20 protein-coding genes are annotated in these 22026 nt (G+C 52.9%); 3 read left to right on the top strand and 17 right to left on the bottom strand.

What is annotated here, in order from left to right; genetic code table 11:
• Positions 1 to 65 precede the first annotated feature (65 nt).
• The 16 genes from thrP to trxA form a co-directional block, all read right to left on the bottom strand.
• On the bottom strand, positions 66 to 1451 hold the full coding sequence (gene thrP, locus AC07NP_RS18745) for a bifunctional threonine/serine APC transporter ThrP (protein WP_494661379.1): 1386 nt from the start codon (positions 1449 to 1451) through the stop codon (positions 66 to 68).
• A 274-nt stretch (positions 1452 to 1725) separates the two neighbouring features.
• Positions 1726 to 2466, bottom strand: coding sequence for a lipopolysaccharide N-acetylmannosaminouronosyltransferase (gene wecG, locus AC07NP_RS18740; RefSeq protein ID WP_494661378.1), 741 nt, complete (start codon positions 2464 to 2466; stop codon positions 1726 to 1728).
• Between the two features lie 2 nt (positions 2467 to 2468).
• The gene (gene wzyE / locus AC07NP_RS18735) at positions 2469 to 3821 is read right to left on the bottom strand and encodes an ECA oligosaccharide polymerase (RefSeq protein WP_494661377.1); all 1353 of its coding nucleotides are present in this window, start codon (positions 3819 to 3821) and stop codon (positions 2469 to 2471) included.
• Positions 3818 to 4897 (bottom strand): TDP-N-acetylfucosamine:lipid II N-acetylfucosaminyltransferase, encoded by a 1080-nt coding sequence (locus tag AC07NP_RS18730; RefSeq protein ID WP_494661376.1) that lies wholly within the window; start codon positions 4895 to 4897, stop codon positions 3818 to 3820. Before AC07NP_RS18730 ends, wzyE begins: the two co-directional genes overlap by 4 nt.
• A complete protein-coding gene (wzxE, locus tag AC07NP_RS18725) occupies positions 4894 to 6144 on the bottom strand; it encodes a lipid III flippase WzxE (protein WP_494661375.1) in 1251 nt (416 codons plus the stop codon). Before wzxE ends, AC07NP_RS18730 begins: the two co-directional genes overlap by 4 nt.
• A gap of 1 nt (position 6145) precedes the next feature.
• Positions 6146 to 7276, bottom strand: a complete 1131-nt coding sequence (gene rffA / locus AC07NP_RS18720; protein ID WP_494661374.1) for a dTDP-4-amino-4,6-dideoxygalactose transaminase — start codon at positions 7274 to 7276, stop codon at positions 6146 to 6148.
• Between the two features lie 4 nt (positions 7277 to 7280).
• On the bottom strand, positions 7281 to 7958 hold the full coding sequence (gene rffC / locus AC07NP_RS18715; protein ID WP_494661373.1) for a dTDP-4-amino-4,6-dideoxy-D-galactose acyltransferase: 678 nt from the start codon (positions 7956 to 7958) through the stop codon (positions 7281 to 7283).
• Positions 7936 to 8817, bottom strand: a complete 882-nt coding sequence (gene rfbA, locus AC07NP_RS18710; RefSeq protein ID WP_494661372.1) for a glucose-1-phosphate thymidylyltransferase RfbA — start codon at positions 8815 to 8817, stop codon at positions 7936 to 7938. The genes rffC and rfbA overlap by 23 nt, the downstream gene beginning before the upstream one ends.
• Before the next feature lie 18 nt (positions 8818 to 8835).
• Positions 8836 to 9903 (bottom strand): dTDP-glucose 4,6-dehydratase, encoded by a 1068-nt coding sequence (rffG, locus tag AC07NP_RS18705; protein WP_494661371.1) that lies wholly within the window; start codon positions 9901 to 9903, stop codon positions 8836 to 8838.
• Positions 9903 to 11165, bottom strand: coding sequence for a UDP-N-acetyl-D-mannosamine dehydrogenase (gene wecC, locus AC07NP_RS18700; protein ID WP_494661370.1), 1263 nt, complete (start codon positions 11163 to 11165; stop codon positions 9903 to 9905). Before wecC ends, rffG begins: the two co-directional genes overlap by 1 nt.
• Positions 11162 to 12292, bottom strand: coding sequence for a non-hydrolyzing UDP-N-acetylglucosamine 2-epimerase (wecB, locus tag AC07NP_RS18695; protein WP_494661369.1), 1131 nt, complete (start codon positions 12290 to 12292; stop codon positions 11162 to 11164). Before wecB ends, wecC begins: the two co-directional genes overlap by 4 nt.
• A 55-nt stretch (positions 12293 to 12347) precedes the next feature.
• A complete protein-coding gene (gene wzzE / locus AC07NP_RS18690; protein ID WP_494661368.1) occupies positions 12348 to 13394 on the bottom strand; it encodes an ECA polysaccharide chain length modulation protein in 1047 nt (348 codons plus the stop codon).
• Positions 13395 to 13406: 12 nt separating this feature from the next.
• On the bottom strand, positions 13407 to 14510 hold the full coding sequence (wecA, locus tag AC07NP_RS18685; RefSeq protein ID WP_203359474.1) for a UDP-N-acetylglucosamine--undecaprenyl-phosphate N-acetylglucosaminephosphotransferase: 1104 nt from the start codon (positions 14508 to 14510) through the stop codon (positions 13407 to 13409).
• 239 nt (positions 14511 to 14749) lie between these two features.
• A complete protein-coding gene (gene rho, locus AC07NP_RS18680) occupies positions 14750 to 16009 on the bottom strand; it encodes a transcription termination factor Rho (RefSeq protein WP_002437993.1) in 1260 nt (419 codons plus the stop codon).
• Between the two features lie 87 nt (positions 16010 to 16096).
• Entirely contained in the window at positions 16097 to 16216 is a 120-nt protein-coding gene (locus AC07NP_RS18675) for a rho operon leader peptide (RefSeq protein WP_162380372.1), read from the bottom strand.
• A gap of 130 nt (positions 16217 to 16346) precedes the next feature.
• Positions 16347 to 16676 carry a thioredoxin TrxA gene (trxA, locus tag AC07NP_RS18670; RefSeq protein WP_001280776.1) on the bottom strand — a complete coding sequence of 110 codons (330 nt, stop codon included), beginning with the start codon at positions 16674 to 16676 and terminating at the stop codon, positions 16347 to 16349.
• A 118-nt stretch (positions 16677 to 16794) separates the two neighbouring features.
• Here trxA and rhlB point away from each other — a divergent pair, with 118 nt between their 5' ends.
• Positions 16795 to 18060, top strand: coding sequence for an ATP-dependent RNA helicase RhlB (gene rhlB / locus AC07NP_RS18665; RefSeq protein ID WP_494661367.1), 1266 nt, complete (start codon positions 16795 to 16797; stop codon positions 18058 to 18060).
• A gap of 6 nt (positions 18061 to 18066) precedes the next feature.
• Positions 18067 to 19554, top strand: a complete 1488-nt coding sequence (gene gppA / locus AC07NP_RS18660; RefSeq protein ID WP_203359476.1) for a guanosine-5'-triphosphate,3'-diphosphate diphosphatase — start codon at positions 18067 to 18069, stop codon at positions 19552 to 19554.
• Positions 19555 to 19593: 39 nt separating this feature from the next.
• Here the strand turns inward: gppA and rep are convergent, their stop codons facing one another.
• On the bottom strand, positions 19594 to 21615 hold the full coding sequence (rep, locus tag AC07NP_RS18655) for a DNA helicase Rep (RefSeq protein WP_494661366.1): 2022 nt from the start codon (positions 21613 to 21615) through the stop codon (positions 19594 to 19596).
• A 112-nt stretch (positions 21616 to 21727) separates the two neighbouring features.
• On the opposite strand from rep, the gene ppiC reads away from it, so the two are divergent.
• Positions 21728 to 22009, top strand: coding sequence for a peptidylprolyl isomerase PpiC (gene ppiC, locus AC07NP_RS18650; protein WP_192613989.1), 282 nt, complete (start codon positions 21728 to 21730; stop codon positions 22007 to 22009).
• Positions 22010 to 22026 lie beyond the last annotated feature (17 nt).

Genomic DNA, 22026 nt, shown 5'->3' with positions numbered 1-22026 from the left:
CCCCCGCTGTCTAGTGTCTTTTTAAAGAAAATTATCGTTTGCTCATGGTTTGTGCGTTTTGTCGCTTATTTCTCCACTTTCTGAATATCAACACCCCGATTCAGGCCAAAAACCTTGTAGACGAGGGTAATGACAAGCAGAAAGAGGATGCCGACAAACAGCGACAAACGCGTATCATCATTAAAGTACATGCCAATTAAAACGCAAACCAGGAACGCCATCGTCAAATAATTCGCCCAGGGGAACATAATCGAGCGGAAAGGATGGCTGGCGATCGCCTCTTTATGCGCCTGACGGAAGCGCAACTGGCTAATCAGGATCACAAACCACGGCACCATGCCCGGCAATACGCTCGCACTGTAGACATAGACAAAGACACGCTGAGGATTTGGGATGATGTAGTTGAGGCAAGAGCCAATCAGCAAAATCACGATAGAGAGCGCCACACCGGCAACCGGTACGCCGTGACGAGACACTCTGGCCATCGCTGTCGGAAGCTGGCGGTTCTTCGCCAGCGCGTACAGCATACGCCCACAGCTATACATTCCACTGTTACAACCGGAAAGCGCCGCCGTCAGCACCACAAAGTTAATAATACCCGCCGCTGCGGTAATCCCGATTTTGGCAAAGGTCAGAACGAATGGGCTACCGTTGCTGCCAATCTCGTTCCACGGGAAGATGGTCACAATAACGAAAATCGCGCCCACGTAGAAAATCAGGATACGCCACAACACTTTGCCTACCGCGCTACGCAGCGTCACCTGCGGGTTTTTCGCTTCACCGGCGGTAATGCCGATCAGCTCAACGCCCTGGTAGGACGCCACCACAATGCACAATGCCGTGAGAAAGCCTTTCCAGCCACCAGCAAAGAAACCGCCGTGCTCCGTCAGGTTGCCAAAACCAATGGCCTGACCGCCGTTACCAAAGCCGAAGAAAATCACTCCCAGACCGACCACTATCATCACAATAATGGTGGTGACTTTAATCATCGCAAACCAGAACTCAATTTCGCCATACAGACGTACGGCGGCGAGATTCGCGAGCGCAACCAGCCCTACGGCGATCAACGCGGGTATCCATTGCGCCATTTCTGGAAACCAGAATTGCACATAGACCCCAATAGCGGTGATCTCCGAGATCCCCACCGCCATCCACATAAACCAGTAAGACCACGCCGTGAGATACCCGAAGAAAGGGCTCATGTAGCGGTGAGCGTAAACAGCAAATGAACCGGCGACCGGCTCAAGGAACAGCATTTCGCCCATTGAACGCATGATGAAAAAAACAAAAAGCCCAGCGACAATGTACGCCAGCAGGACTGACGGTCCGGCCCATTTCAGTGTACTGGCGGCGCCCATAAACAGGCCGACGCCAATCGTGCCCCCGAGAGCAATCAATTCGATATGACGAGCTTCCAGCCCACGCTGTAGCTCCGGTTTATTCTCTGCCATAGTTCCTCTGGTTGTGTTTGCCTTTTTCCCGGGATGACCGGTTATTGTAATGAGTACCTTTTTCCATCACAGAGCCTGTGCGCCGGGCGGTTAACGGCTGACGCAATAAACACCACGGCACTGCAATGATGGGGGCGAATAGTTTCTTAAATTTTCCAAAATGGCAAACGAAGCATTAAAAAAATGAATGTGCTGAGCAATAAAGCAGCAACTATTGTGCGGCGGGGTAGTGCATTACGCAGAATGCACTACCCGAAAGGATCAAGAGGGAGATTCAGAGGTCGCCGGTATAGTGCCAGCGGAGGTAACGCAGTAAACGTAACTGTCGGGTAATACGACTCGGCTGTGATAATAAGCGGTACAGCCATTCCAGCCCCAGTTTTTGCCATACTTTTGGCGCGCGCTTAACGTGTCCGGTAAAAACGTCATACGTGCCCCCCACGCCCATGTATAAGGCATGTGGATGAATAAGACGGCAATCACGCATCAGGATTTCCTGTTTTGGCGACCCCATCGCGACCGTCACAATCTTCGCGCCGCTGGCGTGAATCCGCTCAAACAGCGCCTGACGGTCTTCAGGCTTAAAATATCCATCCTGGCTGCCGACGATATTCACACTCCATTGCGCGCGTAATTTTGCTTGCGTTTGCGCCAGCACATCCGGCTTGCCGCCAACCAGAAAAACAGGCGTGCCTTCCTTTCCTGCCCGCGCCATCAACGCTTCCCAGAGATCGGCCCCCGCAACACGCGAGATGCGGGCCTGAGGGAATTTTTTGCGCACCGAGCGCACAACGCTAATACCGTCCGCATATTTGAACTCAGCGGCGTTAATCAACGCCCGGACTTCGGGGTTATCTTCCGCTGTCAGCATCTTCTCAGCGTTAATCGCGACCAGTGTTCCCTGCCTGATCTGGCCTTCTGCAAACAGGTAATTGAGCGCGTGCTGCATATCACGCCATCCAATCAACTGTAATCCACGCAGCGCGTAGACGGGTGCAGTCGTGTTATCTGTCATCTTTACCCTTCAACCTGTGTCTGCGGCAGCGAGGATTTTCGTTTTTGAATGAGCCCGGCATAGTCAAAAAGCCAGAACAACAGTTTCGCCACCAACAGACAAACACCAAAAATCACGAGGAAAAAAACCACCCGTGAGACAAACGAATCCAGACCTTCTCGCGCCAGAACAATCATGTTGAAGATGGCGCCGAAGCAAAAACTGTGCAGAATCGCCGTCTTATAACGATTGGTTTCCCGATTCCCCAGTTCATACAGCCAGTCGAACCACTTGATAATCAAGCCAACCACAATCGCCCCGAGCGGAATAAACAACGCCCCTCCCATCACCACCAGCGAACCGATAAGGGTCGGTGAGATGGCAAGGCCCGAATGGTTGTTGAGCACTTCCCAGGTAAAATAATTCGCGGAGTTGAGCACAATACCTGGCCGTCCAGGCCAGAGCCAGGACGGGATAAAGACGTAAAAGTCACGGACGATCGGCGCCAGCCCCTGAAATTCGATATTGCTATAGTTCTGCAATAACAGCGCCAGGTTCTCCCACGGAGAGAAGGTGTCCCGGGTCAGATACAAGAAGGTGTAAAACGCTTCATCGCCGCTGACGTTCATCCCGTAGCGCTTCAGCGCCAGCCAGAACATGCCGACAATCCCCAGCACTCCCGCCGCGGCCAGCATCCACAGTGAAATCCAGCCGCGAATAATGCCAATGAACAGGAAGATGGCAAACGCGATGATAATGTTCGCACGCGTGCCGCCGACAATTATGTAGGTAAGCAAACCGAACGCGACCGTGCTGACCAAAAAGAACAGCCACGCTTTGCTGTCCTGGCGTAAAAAATAAATCACCAGCATCGCCGGAATAAAGAAGTAGAAGAAGCGTTTCAATGCCACACCAGAGACTTCACTGGAGAATATCTGACTGTATGAATTGAGCTTGAACAGCAGAAATCCGTTGTGCATGAAGAAGATCCCCACGCTTACCAACGCAATCCCCATCAGCAAGACCCAGGTAAGATGCGTCTCGACCCGGTTCATGGTAAACAGCGGCTTACGCGGTGTATCGGAAAACTGCTTACGCAAACGGGTCTTATACGTCACGTAATACACCGCGTAGAAACAGGTCGCAGACAACAGCGCCTGCAGCAGAATTTCCGGCGGCGCAACGCCAACGTCAAAACGAAACACCAGAACGCTGGTCAGTGGGAATCCAAAAAAGAACGTCAGCAGAAACAACAAGGTGAAAAACACATTGAAGTTAAAACGGACGCGACGGAATTCAAACCAGGCCAGCGTCCCAATAAACAGGGTGGAGAGCAGCCAGACCACCAGCAGACCGCTGAATTGCATCAAACTCATACAACGTCTCCTGCGGCAATCTGTAACGCGTTATGCCAGGGTTGCAGATAGTTCGGGCTAAAGAAGGTAATGCCGTTCTTATCGACGGACGCCAACTGGCGCTGCGCTTCACGAACGACGGGTTCATTGAGAAGATCGGTCGTGAACAGCACCGGGAGATGCTGCTCCGCCATATCCTGCCAGAACGGGTTCTCGCGGTTAAGTACGCACGGAATGCCGGCCTGAATCAGAAGGCACAACGTCCCAATCCCCTGCTGTCGCGCAAAAATAAAATAGCCCAAATCACACTGACGAAGCAGCGCAAGATACGCATCAAACGCCAGCTTTTCGCTGAGGATCTGTAAATTTTCAGTGCTAAACAGCGTCAGTCCCGCCTGGCGAACCTCTTCGATGTAGGCTTCGTTATTCGCCGGATACCCCATCGGGACGATCACATTCACTGTATCGCCAAACTGCTGGTGCACAGCGCGTAACGCAGCAATGTGTTCGTTGCTCCGATCGCCGGAATTCCCCACCAGAATCGTCATTTTCCCTTCGCGCTGGCGTCCGTTTGCCATGTTATTCAGCGAAGGGTCCATGCGCGTCGGGAAATAGAGCAATTCCCCACGCACACGCGGATGCCGCTGGGCGAAATAGCTGAGGTCGCCGCGTGTGGCAAACACACAGCCCACACGACCCTGCGCCATACGGCGAATCGGGTAAAACAGTTTGAATTTCAGCCCGTTGGAGACTTCATACAGATCTGCCCCCCAAATGTGCCAGTAAAACTGTTCCGGCTTAATACCGCCGCTCAACAGTGCCAGCCACAGACCGGTATTGAACTGACCGTGGAAGAAGAAGCGCTGTTGGCGATTGGCTTTCGCAAGGGCAATCACCGCATCTGCCAGCGTTTTTTTACCAGCATAGAAACGCAATGAGAGCGCCGGACAGCTTTCACTGTATCCCGCATCCTTGCCTGCAACCATAAAGACGCGCGCATGCTCGCTCGTGGCAGCCAGCGCGTCATTGAAAAACCGCAACACGGTTTGATTATGGTGAGGGATATCCGATCCCAGTACGTGAATCAGTACAGTCATGCCCGCCTACGCCAGAGTAAAAATACGCCACAACAAAGGGAAAAATAGACGATATAGGTTGCCATATACGCCTGTGCAGCTCCCAGCGCGCCATGCGCGGGGATCAACCAGTGGGCAAACGCCGTCAACAAAATGAACTGGCTGATTTCAGCCAGAATATAAAACCGCAGCGATGCTTTGGCGATCACCAGATAGCCAAAAACATAGGCACCAACTTTCAATACATCACCGACGAGCTGCCAGGCGAATAAATCGCGCATCGCCGTGAATTTGGCGGAAAACAGCAGCCAAATGGCAAAATCGCGCAGCAACCAGACGGTAAAACTCGCTACCGCGACCGCTGGTAAAACAAACCGGAGCGACTTCACAACTTCACGCGTAACATCGCGCTTTTCCGTCAGACGCGACAATGTCGGCAGCAGATAAACGCTAAACGAGGCGGTAATAAATTGCAGATACGCATCTGAGATACTGCTGACACCTTGCCAGATCCCAACGTCATCCCAGCTGTAGTGCGCCGCCAGCAGATTTCGCATCATCACGTACGCCACCGGTATCGTGATGGAGGTGATCAGCGCCATCAGTGTAAATTTACACAGTTGCCCAGCAAGGACACTATTCCAGGACGGTTTAAGATAGCGCAGAGGGAGTGTTCCACGCTTAAACAACAGCACTGCAGCCGGCACAACGACCAACGCGGGCACCAGCGCCATCCCCAACAATGCCCCTTCGTAACCGCCGACGCGGTAGCAGATATACCAGGCCACTACACCCAACACACTACCCACGATCAACGACAGTGCATTACCCGCCGCGTCACGAAAGCCTTTCATCAGCGCCAACAGCAGATTTGCCCAGGCAATCCCCATTTGCACCAGTGCGACCAGACGCACCAACCCCTGATAGTGAGTATGGCCAAACAGTCCCTGGCTGATGGGGGCCGCCGCCAGCAAAAAAATCAGCGCCAGCAGGGTCGAGAACCCCAAAACCATCGCCGAGGAGGTGCCGACCACGTTCCGCAATTGCGCCGGATTGTCGTGATTCTGGGCAACGTATTTGGTGACGCCGTTAAAGATACCTGCGCCAGCCAAAACGCCCAGTACGGTTACCATCTGGCGAAAGTTACCCGCCTGGCCGACACCTGCGGGACCAAACGCCACAGCCAGCAGTTTCACCACCAGTAGCCCCGCGCCAATTTTTACCAGCGTGCTGGCCGCCGTCCACAGGGACGCTTTTGCGAGCGACATTTCAGGAGAAGTAGTTGAGCAAGGTCGTGATCACCGTGCGCTGATTGGCGGGTGACAGATTGTAAAACAGTGGCAGGCGCAGTAAACGCTCGCTCTCTTTGGTGGTGTAGCGATCTTCACCGATAAACTCACCAAATTTGTCGCCTGCCGGGCAGGCATGCAGCGGAATATAGTGGAAGACAGCCATAATTTCGGCTTCTTTCATGAAGTTAATCAATGCGCTACGATCATCAATATCCCGCAGTTTGATGTAGAACATATGGGCGTTTTGCGCACAATCATCAGGAACTGAAGGTAAGGTAATGCGTCCGGCGCGCGCCAGCGGAGCGAGGGCGTCATAATACGTCTGCCACAGCGTCAGACGCTGTTGATTGATGCGATCTGCCGCTTCCAGCTGCGCCCACAGATACGCCGCCTGAAGATCGGACATCAGATAGCTGGAACCAATATCCCGCCAGGTGTATTTGTCCACCTGACCACGGAAGAACTGGCTACGGTTAGTGCCTTTTTCGCGGATAATTTCCGCACGTTCGATTAACGATCGGTCATTAATCAGCGTCGCACCGCCTTCACCACCGGCTGTGTAGTTTTTGGTTTCATGGAAGCTGAAGCAGCCAATATGCCCAATCGTGCCTAACGCGCGACCTTTATAGGTGGACATGACGCCCTGCGCGGCATCTTCGACCACAAACAGGTTGTACTTTGCCGCCAGCGCCATAATGACGTCCATCTCACAGGCAACGCCTGCGTAATGGACCGGAACAATGGCTCGCGTCTTCTCAGAAATAGCGGCTTCGATGAGCGTCTCATCGATGTTCATGGTGTCCGGGCGGATATCGACAAAGACGATTTTTGCCCCGCGCAATACGAAAGCATTCGCTGTCGACACAAAAGTGTAGCTCGGCATGATGACTTCATCGCCGGGCTGAATGTCCAGCAGCAGCGCCGCCATCTCAAGCGAGGCGGTGCAGGACGGCGTCAGCAGCACTTTTGCGCTGCCAAAGCGTTGCTCCAGCCACTGCTGACAGCGGCGTGTAAAGCCGCCGTCGCCACAAAGTTTGCCGCTGCCCATGGCCGACTGCATGTATTCGAGTTCGGTTCCCACCACCGGCGGTGCGTTAAATGGAATCATTTTGTCACCTGTATAACCAGTACGCGGTGCTTTCTATGTTGGCACCACTTTGTATGTAACGTTTAAGCGCGGCGGTGTTGCCCATCTGGGTCGCCACCCGCAATGTTGTCTTTCCGCGAGATTGCGCCCAGCTGAGCGCGGCCTGCATTAATTCAGCGCCCGCGCCACGCCCCGCCAACAAGCCAATTCGCGCATCGGCGTCATTCAGTTCACGCAGCGAAACATAACCGCGAATCTCGCCCCCCGTAGCCCGGAGAACCAGACACTGGTGGTCAAACGTGCCCAGCACGGCGTTCTCGATCCATTGTGCGTAGAAGCGGGCGCTGGCATCCGGCGCATACCACGGCGCGCGAAAACGGCTTTGCGAGAACGCTTCGCTGGCTAACTCACGTAACGCCGGAATATCGCCTCGTTGCGCCACTTCCGCACCGCCATCATTGCTAACATTTGCGACCGACAGTGCTAAATCGACTTCACCTTCGACCAGCGAGAACCCCAGCGCTTGTAAGGCATCCAACTCATCCGCGCACGACGCTGAAATTTTTGCCTGTACCCGTGACCAGGGCTGTAATGCCTCCGGCGTCAAAAGCGGCGCGTCGGGGCTAATACGCACAATGGCGCTGCTCACGCCAAAGAACGTATTTTCCCAGCTCAGCGGTTCAATACTGGCGCGGACGAGCACGGAGCAACTCCAGTAAATATTGGCCGTAACCTGTTTTCGCCAGCGAACTGGCGGCACGCTTCACGCCTTCGTCATCCAGCCAGCCGTTACGCCATGCGATCTCTTCCAGGCAGGCTATCTTAAAGCCCTGCCGTTTTTCCACCGTCTGCACAAAGGTGCTCGCTTCAATCAGGCTGTCGTGCGTTCCGGTATCCAGCCAGGCAAAACCACGCCCCAGCAGCTCAACCGTCAGATTGCCCGCCTCCAGATACATCTGGTTGATGGAGGTAATCTCCAGTTCGCCGCGTTCTGAAGGTTTTACCTGTTTCGCATACTCAACCACCTTGTGGTCGTAGAAATAAAGCCCGGTTACCGCCCAGTTGGATTTCGGCTGCTTCGGTTTCTCTTCCAGCGAGACAGCGCGGAAATTGTCGTCAAACTCGACCACGCCAAAACGCTCAGGATCCATCACCTGGTAGCCAAATACCGTCGCCCCTTCCGTGCGCGCGGCAACGTGGCGCAGCTTCGGACTAAACCCCTGACCAAAAAAGATATTATCACCAAGGACCAGGCAGGAAGGTTCACCGTTCAGAAAGGATTCACCGATGATAAACGCCTGCGCCAGGCCGTCAGGGCTGGGTTGTTCGGCATACTGCAATACAATGCCAAACTCTGAACCATCGCCCAGTAAGCGCTGAAAATACCCTTTGTCTTCCGGCGTGGTGATGATCAGGATTTCGCGGATCCCCGCCAGCATCAGTACCGAGAGCGGGTAGTAGATCATCGGTTTGTCGTAGATCGGCAATAGCTGTTTTGACACACCGCGCGTGATTGGGTGCAACCGGGTGCCTGAACCGCCTGCCAGAATGATACCTTTCATGTATGCCTCCGCCGCAAGTTAGCCCTTCAGACCTAAACGTTCGCCCTGATAGCTGCCGTCCTGAACCTGTTTCCACCAGGTTTCATTAGCCAGATACCACTGCACTGTTTTCCGCATCCCGCTTTCAAACGTTTCCTGCGGCATCCAGCCAAGTTCGCGGGCAATTTTCGACGCATCAATGGCATAGCGCAGGTCGTGCCCCGGGCGGTCAGTGACAAACACGATCAGGTCGCGATAGTGCGCCACGCCGTGCGGTTTATTCGGTGCCAGCTCTTCCAGCAACGCGCAAAGGGTTTCCACCACGTCGAGATTCTTACGCTCGTTATGACCACCAATATTATAGGTTTCTCCCACTTTTCCCGTGGTCACCACGCAATAAAGCGCACGAGCGTGATCTTCCACAAAAAGCCAGTCGCGGATTTGCTGTCCATTGCCATACACCGGCAGCGGTTTTCCCGCCAGCGCGTTGAGGATCATCAGCGGAATCAGTTTTTCCGGGAAGTGGTAAGGACCGTAGTTATTGGAACAGTTGGTAATCAGCGTTGGCAGGCCATAGGTGCGCAACCAGGCGCGTACCAGATGGTCACTGCTGGCTTTAGAGGCTGAATAAGGGCTGCTGGGTGCATACGGGGTGGTTTCGGTGAAGAAATCATCCGCGGAGTGCAGATCGCCGTAGACTTCATCAGTGGAGATATGATGGAAGCGGAACGCCGATTTTTTCTCATCGGTCAGTGCGTTCCAGTAAGCTCTTGCCGCTTCCAATAGCGTATAAGTCCCAACGATGTTGGTTTCAATAAACGCCGCCGGGCCATCAATGGAGCGGTCTACGTGGCTTTCGGCCGCCAGATGCATAACGTAATCCGGCTGATACTGTTGGAACACTTGTTCAAGCGAGGCCCGATCACAAATATCTACTTTCTCAAACGCAAAGCGGTCATTTTGAGCCACGGGAGCCAGCGACATGAGGTTTCCTGCGTAGGTGAGTTTATCGACCACCACCACCGCATCAGAGGTATTGTTGATAATATGTCGCACGACAGCAGAGCCGATAAATCCGGCGCCTCCAGTGACCAGGATCCGTTTCATTAACGCCAGACTCCTTTGGTATCCACCACATATGGCTGGTGAACCGCATCACCGTTAATCGCTTTAAAGTCGTTATGATCAACCAACATCACCAGCACATCGGCGTCAGCCAGCGCGTTTTCCAGCGTGGCTAAAGTACAATGGCCATCCAGTTTTTTCGGCAACTGGTGAATGTTCGGCTCCACCACCAGTGTTTCACCGGCGTGCCACTGGGCAATGTTTAGCGCAATGCCCATCGCCGGGCTTTCGCGCAGGTCATCAATATTGGGTTTAAATGCCAGACCAAAGCAGGCAATTTTCACTTCGCTGGCACGTTTGTTCGTTGCGGTCAGACAATCCGCCACGGCCGCTTTTACCTGATCGACCACCCAATGTGGTTTACCATCGTTCACTTCGCGGGCAGTACGGATAAGACGCGCCTGCTGTGGGTTCTGCGCTACGATAAACCACGGATCGACGGCAATGCAGTGCCCGCCGACGCCGGGACCGGGCTGGAGAATATTCACGCGCGGATGGCGGTTCGCCAGACGAATCAGTTCCCAGACGTTAATCCCCTGATCGGCGCAAATGAGCGACAGTTCGTTAGCAAATGCAATGTTGACGTCACGAAAACTGTTTTCGGTCAGCTTACACATCTCTGCTGTGCGGGAGTTAGTGACCACACATTCACCTTCAAGGAAGATGTTGTAGAGTTCACTGGCGCGCGCTGAGCAAACAGGCGTCATACCGCCAATTACGCGGTCATTCTTAATCAGTTCCACCATCACCTGGCCTGGCAATACGCGTTCTGGACAGTACGCAATATTCACCTCAGCCTGCTCACCCGCTTGCTGCGGGAACGTCAAATCAGGGCGCATCTCCGCCAGCCACGCCGCCATCTGCTCCGTCGCCCCGACCGGAGAGGTCGACTCGAGGATAACCAGCGCGCCTTTCTTCAGCACGGGCGCAATAGACTTAGCCGCAGCCTCGACATACACCATATCGGGGTCATGATCGCCTTTGAAGGGTGTCGGTACCGCGATCAGATATGCATCGGCTTCAACAGGCGTCGTCGTGGCTCGCAGATATCCCCCTTCAACAGCCGTTTTCACGACGCTGCCCAGGTCCGGTTCAACGATATGGATTTCACCGCGATTGATGGTTTCCACCGCGTGCTGGTTAACATCCACGCCAATGACATGCTTTTGGCGGGAAGCAAAGGCGGCTGCAGTTGGCAGTCCAATGTATCCCAACCCAACAACAGAAATGGTCGTAAAACTCATAGCGATACCCGATTATTTTTTAACGCGTCTAAAATCCGGCCACATGCCTGACCGTCACCATAAGGATTATGGGCGCGGCTCATGGTTTGATATTCATTTTCGTCGTGCAGCAAGCGCGTGACCTCTTCCACAATACGCAGCTGATCTGTACCAACCAAACGCACCGTACCTGCAGTAATGGCTTCTGGTCGTTCCGTTGTTTCACGCATCACCAGCACAGGCTTACCTAAGGATGGCGCCTCTTCCTGAATACCGCCGGAATCGGTCAGGATCAGCCAGGCGTGGTTCATCAGCCAAACGAACGGCAAATAGTCCTGCGGCTCAATCAGAACCACATTTTCAACGTGACCAAGAATGCGGTTAACCGGTTCGCTGACATTCGGATTCAGGTGAACCGGATAGACAATCTGCACATCCTGATTAGCGGCTGCAATCTCTGCCAACGCATGACAGATATGCTCAAAGCCCTTGCCAAAACTTTCGCGGCGATGGCCTGTTACCAGGATCATTTTTTTATTGTTGTTAAGGAAAGGGTACTGCACCGCCAGTTCTGCCCGTAAGGTATCGCTCGCCAGAACACGGTCGCGAACCCAAATCAGCGCGTCAATGACGGTGTTACCGGTGACGAAAACGCGATTATCAGGAATATTTTCCCGCAGCAGATTCTGGCGAGAATTTTCGGTCGGCGCAAAATGATACATCGCCAGATGCCCGGTCAACGTGCGGTTGGCCTCTTCTGGCCAGGGGGAGTATAAATCGCCGGTGCGCAATCCGGCCTCAACATGCCCAACCGGAATACGTTGGTAAAAGGCGGCAAGGCTGGTGGCAATCGTCGTTGTCGTATCGCCATGAACCAGCACCACATCTGGCTTGAAGTCAGCAAGGATAGGTTTTAATCCTTCCAGGATCCGACAGGTTATTTCCGTTAGTCCCTGACCCGGTTGCATTATATTGAGATCGTAGTCAGGTTCGATGGAAAAGAGGTTTAACACTTGATCGAGCATCTCCCGATGCTGCGCAGTGACGCAAACTTTGGCCTCAAAATAGGGGTCTTTTGCCAGCGCATGAACCAGAGGCGCCATTTTAATCGCCTCCGGTCGCGTGCCAAATACAGTCAGTACTTTCACATCGATTCTCTTCGGATTGGCAGCGAGGGCCCAGCCCCTCACTGCAACGGTATTGCTAAATCGTGCGGCGACGGGTTAGTGCGACACCAGCACCGATCAGCCCTCCCACAATGCCCCACATAATCATCAGGAAGGCACGGCGTGGGCTATCACGTTTTACCGGTTCTTCCGGCGTACGCAAATAACGATAGGTCTGAAAACGCGGGTCCAGAGTTGGACCTACATTCAGTGTGTTCAACATTGCCCGGTTTTGGAAGTAATCCAGATCGAACGCGGGGCCGACGGCCTGCAGGTTTTCAAGTCGAGCCTGCAACATCGGACGTCCAAGCAAAAATAGCTCAGAATCGGGCAATTCATCGGCAGGAATATCGGTAGAAGTGCGAGAAATATTATGTTGTTCTGCGATTTTAAGCGCTTGTTCAATGCTGTGAGCACGACGAGAGAAAATAGCTTTGGCGACCTCTTCCTGGCGTTTCACCTGCGCTTTCATTTGTACCGTACGCGCTGCCCATGCCCCTTTTAATTCTTCGTTGAGGTGACTTGCCGCCCGCTGACTGGCAAATGCAACATACTGTCGCAGCAAATTATTGGCATCAGGAGCCGTCTCCGCCACCAGCTTTACACTGTCATTGGTATTGCGGGCAACGTCGCCTGGGGTAAACAGAATATTGTTGATCATCTCATCCAGCATTGCCGCATCGGCTTTGCTGTTTCCGACCATGCGCTGCTTGTAATAATCCGTCTGTAACCAGAAATCGCGACGCGTATCCCAGGAGGCTAACTGCATCACGAACTCTTTATACGCTTCATCCATGACTGAAGGTTGATCGAGTGGCGCAACGCTCGCCTTGACGTCCAGATTACGTAAGAACTGTTGCTGAGAGTAATACCCTCCCAGCATATTGACGGTTGGACGGTCTGAGATAGCGGTTGCGCTCCACTCCTGACGAGCAAAAAAAGTGTAGGCTAACGCAACCAGCGCAAAGACCAACGCAGTGCCCACAATCCATAGTTTTCCAGCCCATAAGGTACGAAACAACCCACGAATATCCAGTTCATTTTCAGCGCTCACAGCGTGTGCCCCCGGTAATGGTTGTGTCATCGTATCCTCAATTTACTTGGTTAAGTTTGGCTTGGTATCACGGTTCCTACGGAGTCTGCGCTTCACACGCTTGATAAATCTTGCCACCTTCCAGGCACGCTTAATACAGTAACCGTAAAGGAAGAATGCTAGCAAAAAGAGCACCAACATGACCCATTCAGGGACAAAATGAGAATATTCTGCCGCAACGCCGATGGATGCCAGAATCGCCGCAGCCAGCGTAATAAGCACAAAAGCCTGTCGGGAAGTAAACCCTGCTCGCATGATCAAATGATGAATGTGTTGGCGATCGGGAGAGAAGGGACTCATCCCTTTACGCAAGCGTCGGTACATGATCGCCACCATGTCCATCAATGGAATGGCAATAATCCATAGCGCCGTTACCGGGCTTATCGGGTGTGTCTTCCCCTGTGTTGTTTCCAGCAGAACCCAAATGACGGTGAAACCAATCAGCGTACTGCCCGCATCGCCCATAAAGACTTTGTAGCGGCGCCCCAGAATCCCCAGGTTCAGCATAATGTAAGGCAGGATGGCGGCAATCATCGCAAAACACCAAATCGCCAGGCTTGTCTGTCCATCAAACCACAGGATAAGCCCCATTGCCGCGAACGAGACGCTGGAAAGCCCGCCGAGCAATCCGTCAATGCCATCGACCATGTTAAAGGCATTAATGGCCGCCCATACGGCGAACAGCGTGAGAAAATAACCGAAAGGACCGAGCACCATCTCCCAGGGTCCAAAAATATATCCCAGGCTACGTAAATAAAGTTGACCGGCGACCATCATGACGATGCCGATAGCGGCCTGAATAGTGGCGCGAATTTTTACGCTGATATCAAAGCGATCGTCAAGTGCGCCAATAAAGACCAGCACGCCAGCACAAGCCAGATAGAGAGAAGCATGTGGAATGTAATAATCAACAATTCCGAAGGTGAAGCAAATGCCTGCGTAAACCGAAATTCCACCAACCAACGGTATCAGTCCCTGGTGACGTTTGCGGAAGTTGGGTTTATCCACTAAACCGACCTTTTTTGCCACCTTACGGGCAAAAAACAGGAACAGTGTCGTGAATAAAAAAATACTGATGAGATCAGTACTCACTGTAAGTAAATTCACAATGCATGCTCTCAGAGAAAATTAATAGCAGAAGTATAACCATGAAGACCTTTATTCAGAAGGGAAACCCTGTGCTGAATCAGGTGCTTTTGTATAATTATCAACCACACGGTACAAATTACGAATGAAACGCAAAGCAACGGCATGTGATACCGTACTTTTGTAAATGTGTCGTTAAGATTACAGATATAAATGAAAAACGCCACGTAAAAACGTGGCGTTTTCGGGTAAAAACTGACTTACGAGCGTTTCATCATATCGAAGAAGTCGTCGTTGGTTTTGGTCATCGCCAGTTTATTGATGAGGAATTCCATTGCATCGATTTCGCCCATTGGGTGAATGATTTTGCGCAGGATCCACATCTTCTGCAGCTCTTCCTGAGTGGTGAGCAGCTCTTCTTTACGGGTACCAGAACGGTTGTAGTCGATTGCCGGGAAGACGCGTTTTTCAGCGATCTTACGAGAGAGGTGCAGTTCCATGTTACCTGTACCTTTAAACTCTTCGTAGATGACTTCGTCCATTTTGGAGCCGGTATCAATCAGCGCCGTGGCGATGATGGTCAGGCTACCGCCCTCTTCCACGTTACGCGCGGCACCGAAGAAGCGTTTCGGACGGTGCAGGGCGTTGGCATCCACACCACCGGTCAGCACTTTACCGGAAGCCGGTACCACGGTGTTGTAAGCACGCGCCAGACGGGTGATGGAGTCGAGCAGAATGATAACGTCTTTCTTGTGCTCGACCAGGCGTTTCGCCTTCTCGATCACCATTTCCGCAACCTGAACGTGGCGAGATGCCGGCTCGTCAAAGGTGGAAGCAACCACTTCACCTTTAACCAGACGCTGCATCTCAGTCACTTCTTCCGGACGTTCGTCGATCAGCAGAACCATCAGCACGCAGTCCGGGTGATTGTACGCAATGCTCTGTGCAATGTTCTGCAGCAGCATCGTTTTACCGGCTTTCGGCGGCGCCACAATCAGACCACGCTGACCACGACCAATAGGCGAAGCCAGATCCAGTACGCGAGCGGTCAAATCTTCTGTTGAACCATTACCACGTTCCATACGCAGACGAGAGTTTGCGTGCAGCGGGGTTAAGTTCTCAAACAGGATTTTATTACGGGCGTTCTCCGGTTTGTCATAGTTAACTTCGTTAACTTTCAACAGCGCAAAGTAGCGTTCGCCTTCTTTCGGCGGACGAATCTTACCAGAAATGGTATCACCAGTGCGGAGGTTGAAACGACGGATTTGGCTGGGGGAAACGTAGATGTCATCAGGACCGGCGAGGTAGGAGCTGTCTGCAGAGCGGAGGAAACCAAATCCATCCTGCAATATCTCCAGCACACCGTCACCAAAGATATCTTCGCCACTCTTTGCGTGCTGCTTCAGGATGGCAAAAATAATGTCCTGCTTGCGCATACGAGCCAGGTTTTCCAGCCCCATATTTTCGCCGAGAGTGATCAGCTCAGAAACCGGCGTATTCTTTAATTCGGTAAGATTCATAATGGTGTGAGTTCTTAAACTTGGGGTAAATCTCGAACTTAATGTTGTGAATGGTATGGCAGGATCATCCATGCCTGTTTACGGCCATCAACTCATGTCTGTTCGCTGTCTGGTCACAGGAAAGTACACAGAACTGAAACGACAAGACGGATTGAGTGACAAGCCAGGAATCTGTCCACTTCTCGCGTGAGATAAAACGGGAAGTATTGGATAAAACTAGATTCAAACTTAATAAGGTATGTTTAATACGAAGTCAACACTAACTTAGCATGACTCAAGCCGGGCGTCCAGTCATCCGCATAATTTAGGATGCTGGTCGCCCGAACATGATATTTCCTTACGCCAGGTTGGCGTCGAGGAACTCTTTCAGCTGACCTTTGGACAGAGCGCCCACTTTGGTTGCAGCCACTTCACCATTCTTGAACAGCAGCAGGGTCGGGATGCCACGGATACCATACTTCGGCGCAGTGCCTGGGTTCTGGTCGATGTTCAGTTTAGCAACCGTCAATTTGCCCTGATATTCGTCAGCGATTTCATCCAGAATCGGGGCGATCATTTTGCACGGTCCGCACCACTCTGCCCAGAAATCAACGAGGATCGCCCCGTCCGCTTTGAGTACATCCGTGTCAAAACTGTCGTCAGTCAGGTGAATAATTTTATCGCTCATATATAACTCCACAGGAATAAGCCTGGCGTGTTGGTGTAGCATTAACCAACTAAAGGTTGACTTTATTTCACCGGATACGCTTTCGTAAAGCAATAGTAAGCTGATATTCTACCACACTATGAGCAAAACACATTTAACAGAACAGAAGTTTTCCGACTTCGCCCTGCACCCTAAGGTGATAGAAGCCCTTGAAAATAAAGGGTTTCATAACTGCACGCCCATTCAGGCACTGGCCCTCCCGCTAACGCTGGCAGGTCGTGATGTTGCAGGGCAGGCGCAAACCGGTACCGGGAAAACGATGGCGTTTCTGACGTCGACGTTTCATTATCTTCTCTCTCATCCCGCAATTGGCGATCGCAAGGTGAACCAGCCGCGCGCGCTAATTATGGCGCCGACGCGCGAATTAGCCGTGCAGATCCACGCTGATGCGGAACCGCTGGCACAAACGACCGGCCTGAAGTTAGGTCTGGCTTACGGCGGCGACGGTTACGACAAACAGCTTAAAGTGCTGGAAAGCGGCGTCGATATTCTGATCGGCACCACCGGTCGTCTGATCGACTATGCGAAACAGAATCATATCAACCTTGGCGCCATTCAGGTCGTCGTGCTTGATGAAGCCGATCGCATGTACGATCTGGGCTTTATTAAAGATATCCGTTGGCTGTTCCGCCGCATGCCGCCAGCCACTCAGCGCCTGAACATGTTGTTCTCCGCCACCCTGTCTTACCGCGTACGCGAACTGGCGTTCGAGCAGATGAACAACGCCGAATACGTTGAAGTTGAGCCGGAACAAAAAACGGGTCACCGCATTAAAGAAGAGCTTTTCTACCCTTCTAATGAAGAAAAGATGCGTTTACTGCAAACGCTGATCGAAGAAGAGTGGCCAGATCGCGCCATTGTTTTCGCCAACACCAAACACCGTTGCGAAGATATCTGGGGTAGCCTTGCCGCTGATGGCCATCGCGTGGGTCTGTTGACCGGCGACGTGGCGCAGAAAAAACGCCTGCGCATTCTCGAGGAATTTACCCGTGGTGACCTCGATATTCTGGTAGCGACTGACGTTGCAGCGCGCGGTCTGCACATTCCTGCGGTGACGCACGTCTTTAACTACGATCTGCCGGATGACTGTGAAGACTACGTCCACCGTATCGGTCGTACGGGTCGTGCTGGCGCAAGCGGTCATTCCATCAGCCTGGCCTGCGAAGAGTACGCGTTGAATCTGCCCGCCATTGAGACCTACATTGGTCACTCTATTCCGGTGAGCAAATACAATCCGGACGCGCTGATGACCGATTTGCCTAAGCCACTGCGTTTGACGCGTTCACGCCCTGGCAACGGACCACGCCGCACCGGCGCGCCTCGTAACCGTCGTCGTTCAGGTTAAGAAAATATGCTCAGCTCCACCTCGTCGCTTTATGCAGCTATCGATCTCGGTTCCAATAGTTTTCATATGCTGGTTGTACGCGAGGTGGCTGGAAGCATCCAGACGCTTACCCGCATCAAGCGCAAGGTGCGTCTGGCTGCTGGGCTGAACAGTGATAATGCCCTTTCTGCAGAGGCAATGGAGCGCGGCTGGCAGTGCCTGCGTCTGTTTGCTGAACGCCTGCAGGATATTCCCCAACCGCAAATCCGCGTGGTCGCAACGGCAACATTGCGCCTTGCCGTCAATGCGGGCGAGTTTATTGCCAAAGCACAAGATATCCTTGGTTGTCCCATTCAGGTGATTAGCGGTGAAGAAGAAGCCCGTCTGATTTATCAGGGTGTCGCCCATACCACCGGCGGCGCCGACCAGCGTCTGGTGGTAGATATCGGCGGTGCCAGTACTGAAATGGTCACCGGTACCGGTGCGCAAACCACCTCTCTGTTTAGTTTGTCGATGGGTTGCGTTACCTGGCTTGAGCGTTACTTTACCGACCGCAACCTGGCGCAAGAAAATTTTGATGAGGCGGAAAAAGCCGCACGCGAAGTGCTGCGTCCCGTTGCTGATGAGTTGCGCTATCATGGCTGGAAAGTGTGTGTGGGTGCCTCTGGCACAGTGCAAGCGCTACAAGAAATCATGATGGCGCAGGGCATGGATGAGCGAATTACGCTGGCGAAGCTCCAACAGTTAAAGCAGCGAGCCATTCATTGCGGCCGTCTGGAAGAGCTGGAAATTGAAGGATTAACGCTTGAGCGCGCATTAGTCTTCCCCAGCGGTCTCGCCATTCTAATTGCCATTTTCACCGAACTGAACATTCAGTGCATGACCCTTGCCGGCGGTGCGCTGCGTGAAGGTCTTGTCTACGGTATGCTGCATCTGGCCGTCGAACAGGATATTCGCAGTCGCACGCTGCGTAACGTTCAGCGGCGATTTATGGTCGATACCGAACAGGCAAACCGCGTCGCGAATCTCGCTGCCTCTTTCCTCGATCAGGTGGAGAGTGAGTGGCATATTGAACTGATCAGCCGCGAAATATTGATCAGCGCCTGTCAGTTGCATGAGATTGGGTTAAGCGTCGATTTCAGGCAAGCGCCACAACATGCGGCCTACCTGGTGCGCAATCTTGATTTACCGGGCTTTACGCCTGCGCAAAAGAAATTGCTGGCAACGTTATTATTAAATCAGACCAACCCTGTCGATCTCTCGTCACTCCACCAGCAAAACGCGGTGCCGCCGCGCGTGGCAGAGCATCTTTGTCGCTTACTGCGTCTGGCAATTATTTTTGCCAGTCGTCGACGCGACGATCTGGTGCCTGATATTGTGTTGCAGGCACAGAATGAAAATCTGACGTTAATTCTCCCCGAAGGTTGGTTTGCGCACCATCCACTGGGTAAAGAGCTTGTTGATCAAGAAAGCCAGTGGCAAAGCTATGTCCACTGGCCGCTGGACGTGTTGTAAGACGCTTTTGCCGGGTGGCGCTAACGCTTATCCGGCCAACTATTTCGCTCTCTTTGCCGCCATCATCGCTTTCAAATTAGCCAGATGGTTCTGCCCTTTCTGCATCCGCTCTTCGGCCGTCACGACTTTACGTTCCTGCTCCCAAATGAGATCGTCCTGCGGCAGCTCCAACAGAAAACGACTCGGTTCAGGCCGAACCAGCTCGCCGTACTGACGGCGTTCTTTGCACAGTGTGAAGATAAGCTCTTTCTGTGCACGAGTGATCCCCACATAGGCCAGACGGCGCTCTTCATCGATATTATCTTCATCAATACTGCTCTGGTGCGGCAGAAAGCCCTCTTCCATCCCCACCATAAAGACATACGGAAATTCGAGGCCTTTTGAAGCATGCAACGTCATCAGTTGAACCTGATCTAACTCCTCTTCACTTTCGCCACGTTCCATCATGTCGCGCAGCGTAAAGCGCGTCACCACCTGGGTAAGCGTCATCGGTTCATCAATTTCACTGCCTTCCAGCATTTCCGTCATCCAGCTAAACAGCTGGTTGACGTTTTTCATGCGCATCTCCGCCGCTTTTTGACTCGGCGAGGTTTCATACAACCAGGATTCATAGTCGATGCCGTGAATAAGGTCGCGTACTGCCGCAATCGGCTCACGCTCCGCCAGGCGCTGAATTTCGCCCAGCCACTGCGTAAAACGGGTTAACGAATCATACCCGCGCCCGGTCAATGTCTGACTAAGCCCCATATCAAAGCTGGCGGTAAACAGACTCTTGTTGCGGGTCATCGCCCACTCGCCCAGTTTTTGCAGCGTGGCCGAACCGATTTCGCGTTTTGGGGTGTTCACAATGCGCAAAAACGCGCTGTCATCGTCCGGATTGGTCAAAACGCGCAGGTAGGCAAGCAGATCTTTAATCTCCGGGCGGGAGAAGAACGACGTGCCGCCGGAAATTTTGTACGGGATCCGGTTCTGCATGAGGAATTTTTCAAACACCCGCGACTGGTGATTCCCGCGGTACAGAATGGCGTAATCCTTGTATTCGGTTTTATTCACAAAGTGGTGGGCGATAAGCTCGCCGGTGACGCGCTCGGCTTCATGCTCTTCATTGTTCGCACTCAACACTTTAAGCTCGGCGCCATAACCCAGCTCGGAAAAGAGACGCTTTTCAAAGACGTGCGGATTGTTGGCGATGAGGATATTTGCCGCCTTCAGGATGCGCCCGGAGGAACGGTAGTTCTGCTCGAGTTTAATCACCTGCAACGCCGGGAAATCCTGGCTCAGCAGCACCAGGTTTTGCGGGCGGGCACCGCGCCAGGAGTAGATTGACTGATCGTCATCCCCCACCACCGTAAAGCGCGCGCGTTGGCCCACCAACAACTTCACCAGTTCGTACTGGCTGGTGTTGGTATCCTGATATTCATCCACCAGCAAGTAGCGGATCTTGTTTTGCCAGCGCTCACGCACCTCTTCATTACGTTGCAGCAGCAGCGTGGGCAGCAGGATCAGGTCATCAAAGTCGAGGACGTTACAGGCTTTCATATGCGCATCGTACAGACCGTAGCAGTGTGCGAAGATACGATCGCGTTCGCCTTTCGCACTAGCTGCCGCCTGGGCAGGGGTTTTCAGATCGTTTTTCCAGTTAGAGATCGTCGAGATCAGCTGTTGCAGCATCACTTTATCGTCTTCGATCAGCCCTTCGGTCAGATCCTTCAACAACGCAACCTGATCGGTGTCGTCAAACAGCGAGAAGTTGGATTTCATCCCCAGCGCAGCGTACTCCCGCTTGATGATGTCCAGCCCCAGCGTATGGAAAGTGGAAATCATCAGGCCGCGCGCTTCTTTGCGCCCCAGCGTCTGCCCGACACGTTCTTTCATCTCACGCGCAGCCTTGTTGGTAAAGGTCACTGCAGCAATGTGGCGCGCCTGATACCCACAGCCACGAATGAGGTGGGCAATCTTGTTCGTGATAACGCGTGTTTTGCCAGAACCTGCCCCCGCCAGCACCAGGCAGGGTCCGGTGACGAATTCAACAGCGTGTTGTTGGCCGGGGTTTAAACGCATAGGAGTATTGCTCAATCTTCGAACGGGGGGAGGATTGTAGCAGAAAGTTGCGCTGAGATTTACCCGCCGAATGGTAAAGTGTTGGCAGCACAAACACGATGAGAAAATCACCATGGCAAAGAGCGCCGCCGCCCTGCATATCCTGGTAAAAACCGAAAAACTCGCCCTTGAGATCCTCGCCAAACTGGAACGCGGCATCAGTTTTGATCATCTGGCAAAGCGCTATTCGCGCTGCCCGTCTGGTCGCAACGGTGGCGATTTGGGCGAATTTAAGCAGGGTATGATGGTGGGACCGTTTGATGCCGCGGTCTTCAGTTGCCCGTTGTTGAAACCCTATGGGCCGGTGAAAACCAAATTTGGCTATCACATCATCAAGGTGTTATATCGCCGATAACGCATGCTAAAATTGCC

The organism is Citrobacter sp. GW821-FHT07H02 (genome assembly GCF_059418505.1).
This window is presented reverse-complemented; position numbering and strand designations above follow the sequence as displayed.

Coding starts and splice junctions, on each gene's coding strand:
- thrP (WP_494661379.1), bottom strand. CDS start 1,451: ATGGCAGAGAATAAACCGGAGCTACAGCGTGGGCTGGAAGCTCGTCAT.
- wecG (WP_494661378.1), bottom strand. CDS start 2,466: ATGACAGATAACACGACTGCACCCGTCTACGCGCTGCGTGGATTACAG.
- wzyE (WP_494661377.1), bottom strand. CDS start 3,821: ATGAGTTTGATGCAATTCAGCGGTCTGCTGGTGGTCTGGCTGCTCTCC.
- AC07NP_RS18730 (WP_494661376.1), bottom strand. CDS start 4,897: ATGACTGTACTGATTCACGTACTGGGATCGGATATCCCTCACCATAAT.
- wzxE (WP_494661375.1), bottom strand. CDS start 6,144: ATGTCGCTCGCAAAAGCGTCCCTGTGGACGGCGGCCAGCACGCTGGTA.
- rffA (WP_494661374.1), bottom strand. CDS start 7,276: ATGATTCCATTTAACGCACCGCCGGTGGTGGGAACCGAACTCGAATAC.
- rfbA (WP_494661372.1), bottom strand. CDS start 8,817: ATGAAAGGTATCATTCTGGCAGGCGGTTCAGGCACCCGGTTGCACCCA.
- rffG (WP_494661371.1), bottom strand. CDS start 9,903: ATGAAACGGATCCTGGTCACTGGAGGCGCCGGATTTATCGGCTCTGCT.
- wecC (WP_494661370.1), bottom strand. CDS start 11,165: ATGAGTTTTACGACCATTTCTGTTGTTGGGTTGGGATACATTGGACTG.
- wzzE (WP_494661368.1), bottom strand. CDS start 13,394: ATGACACAACCATTACCGGGGGCACACGCTGTGAGCGCTGAAAATGAA.
- rho (WP_002437993.1), bottom strand. CDS start 16,009: ATGAATCTTACCGAATTAAAGAATACGCCGGTTTCTGAGCTGATCACT.
- trxA (WP_001280776.1), bottom strand. CDS start 16,676: ATGAGCGATAAAATTATTCACCTGACTGACGACAGTTTTGACACGGAT.
- rhlB (WP_494661367.1), top strand. CDS start 16,795: ATGAGCAAAACACATTTAACAGAACAGAAGTTTTCCGACTTCGCCCTG.
- gppA (WP_203359476.1), top strand. CDS start 18,067: ATGCTCAGCTCCACCTCGTCGCTTTATGCAGCTATCGATCTCGGTTCC.
- rep (WP_494661366.1), bottom strand. CDS start 21,615: ATGCGTTTAAACCCCGGCCAACAACACGCTGTTGAATTCGTCACCGGA.
- ppiC (WP_192613989.1), top strand. CDS start 21,728: ATGGCAAAGAGCGCCGCCGCCCTGCATATCCTGGTAAAAACCGAAAAA.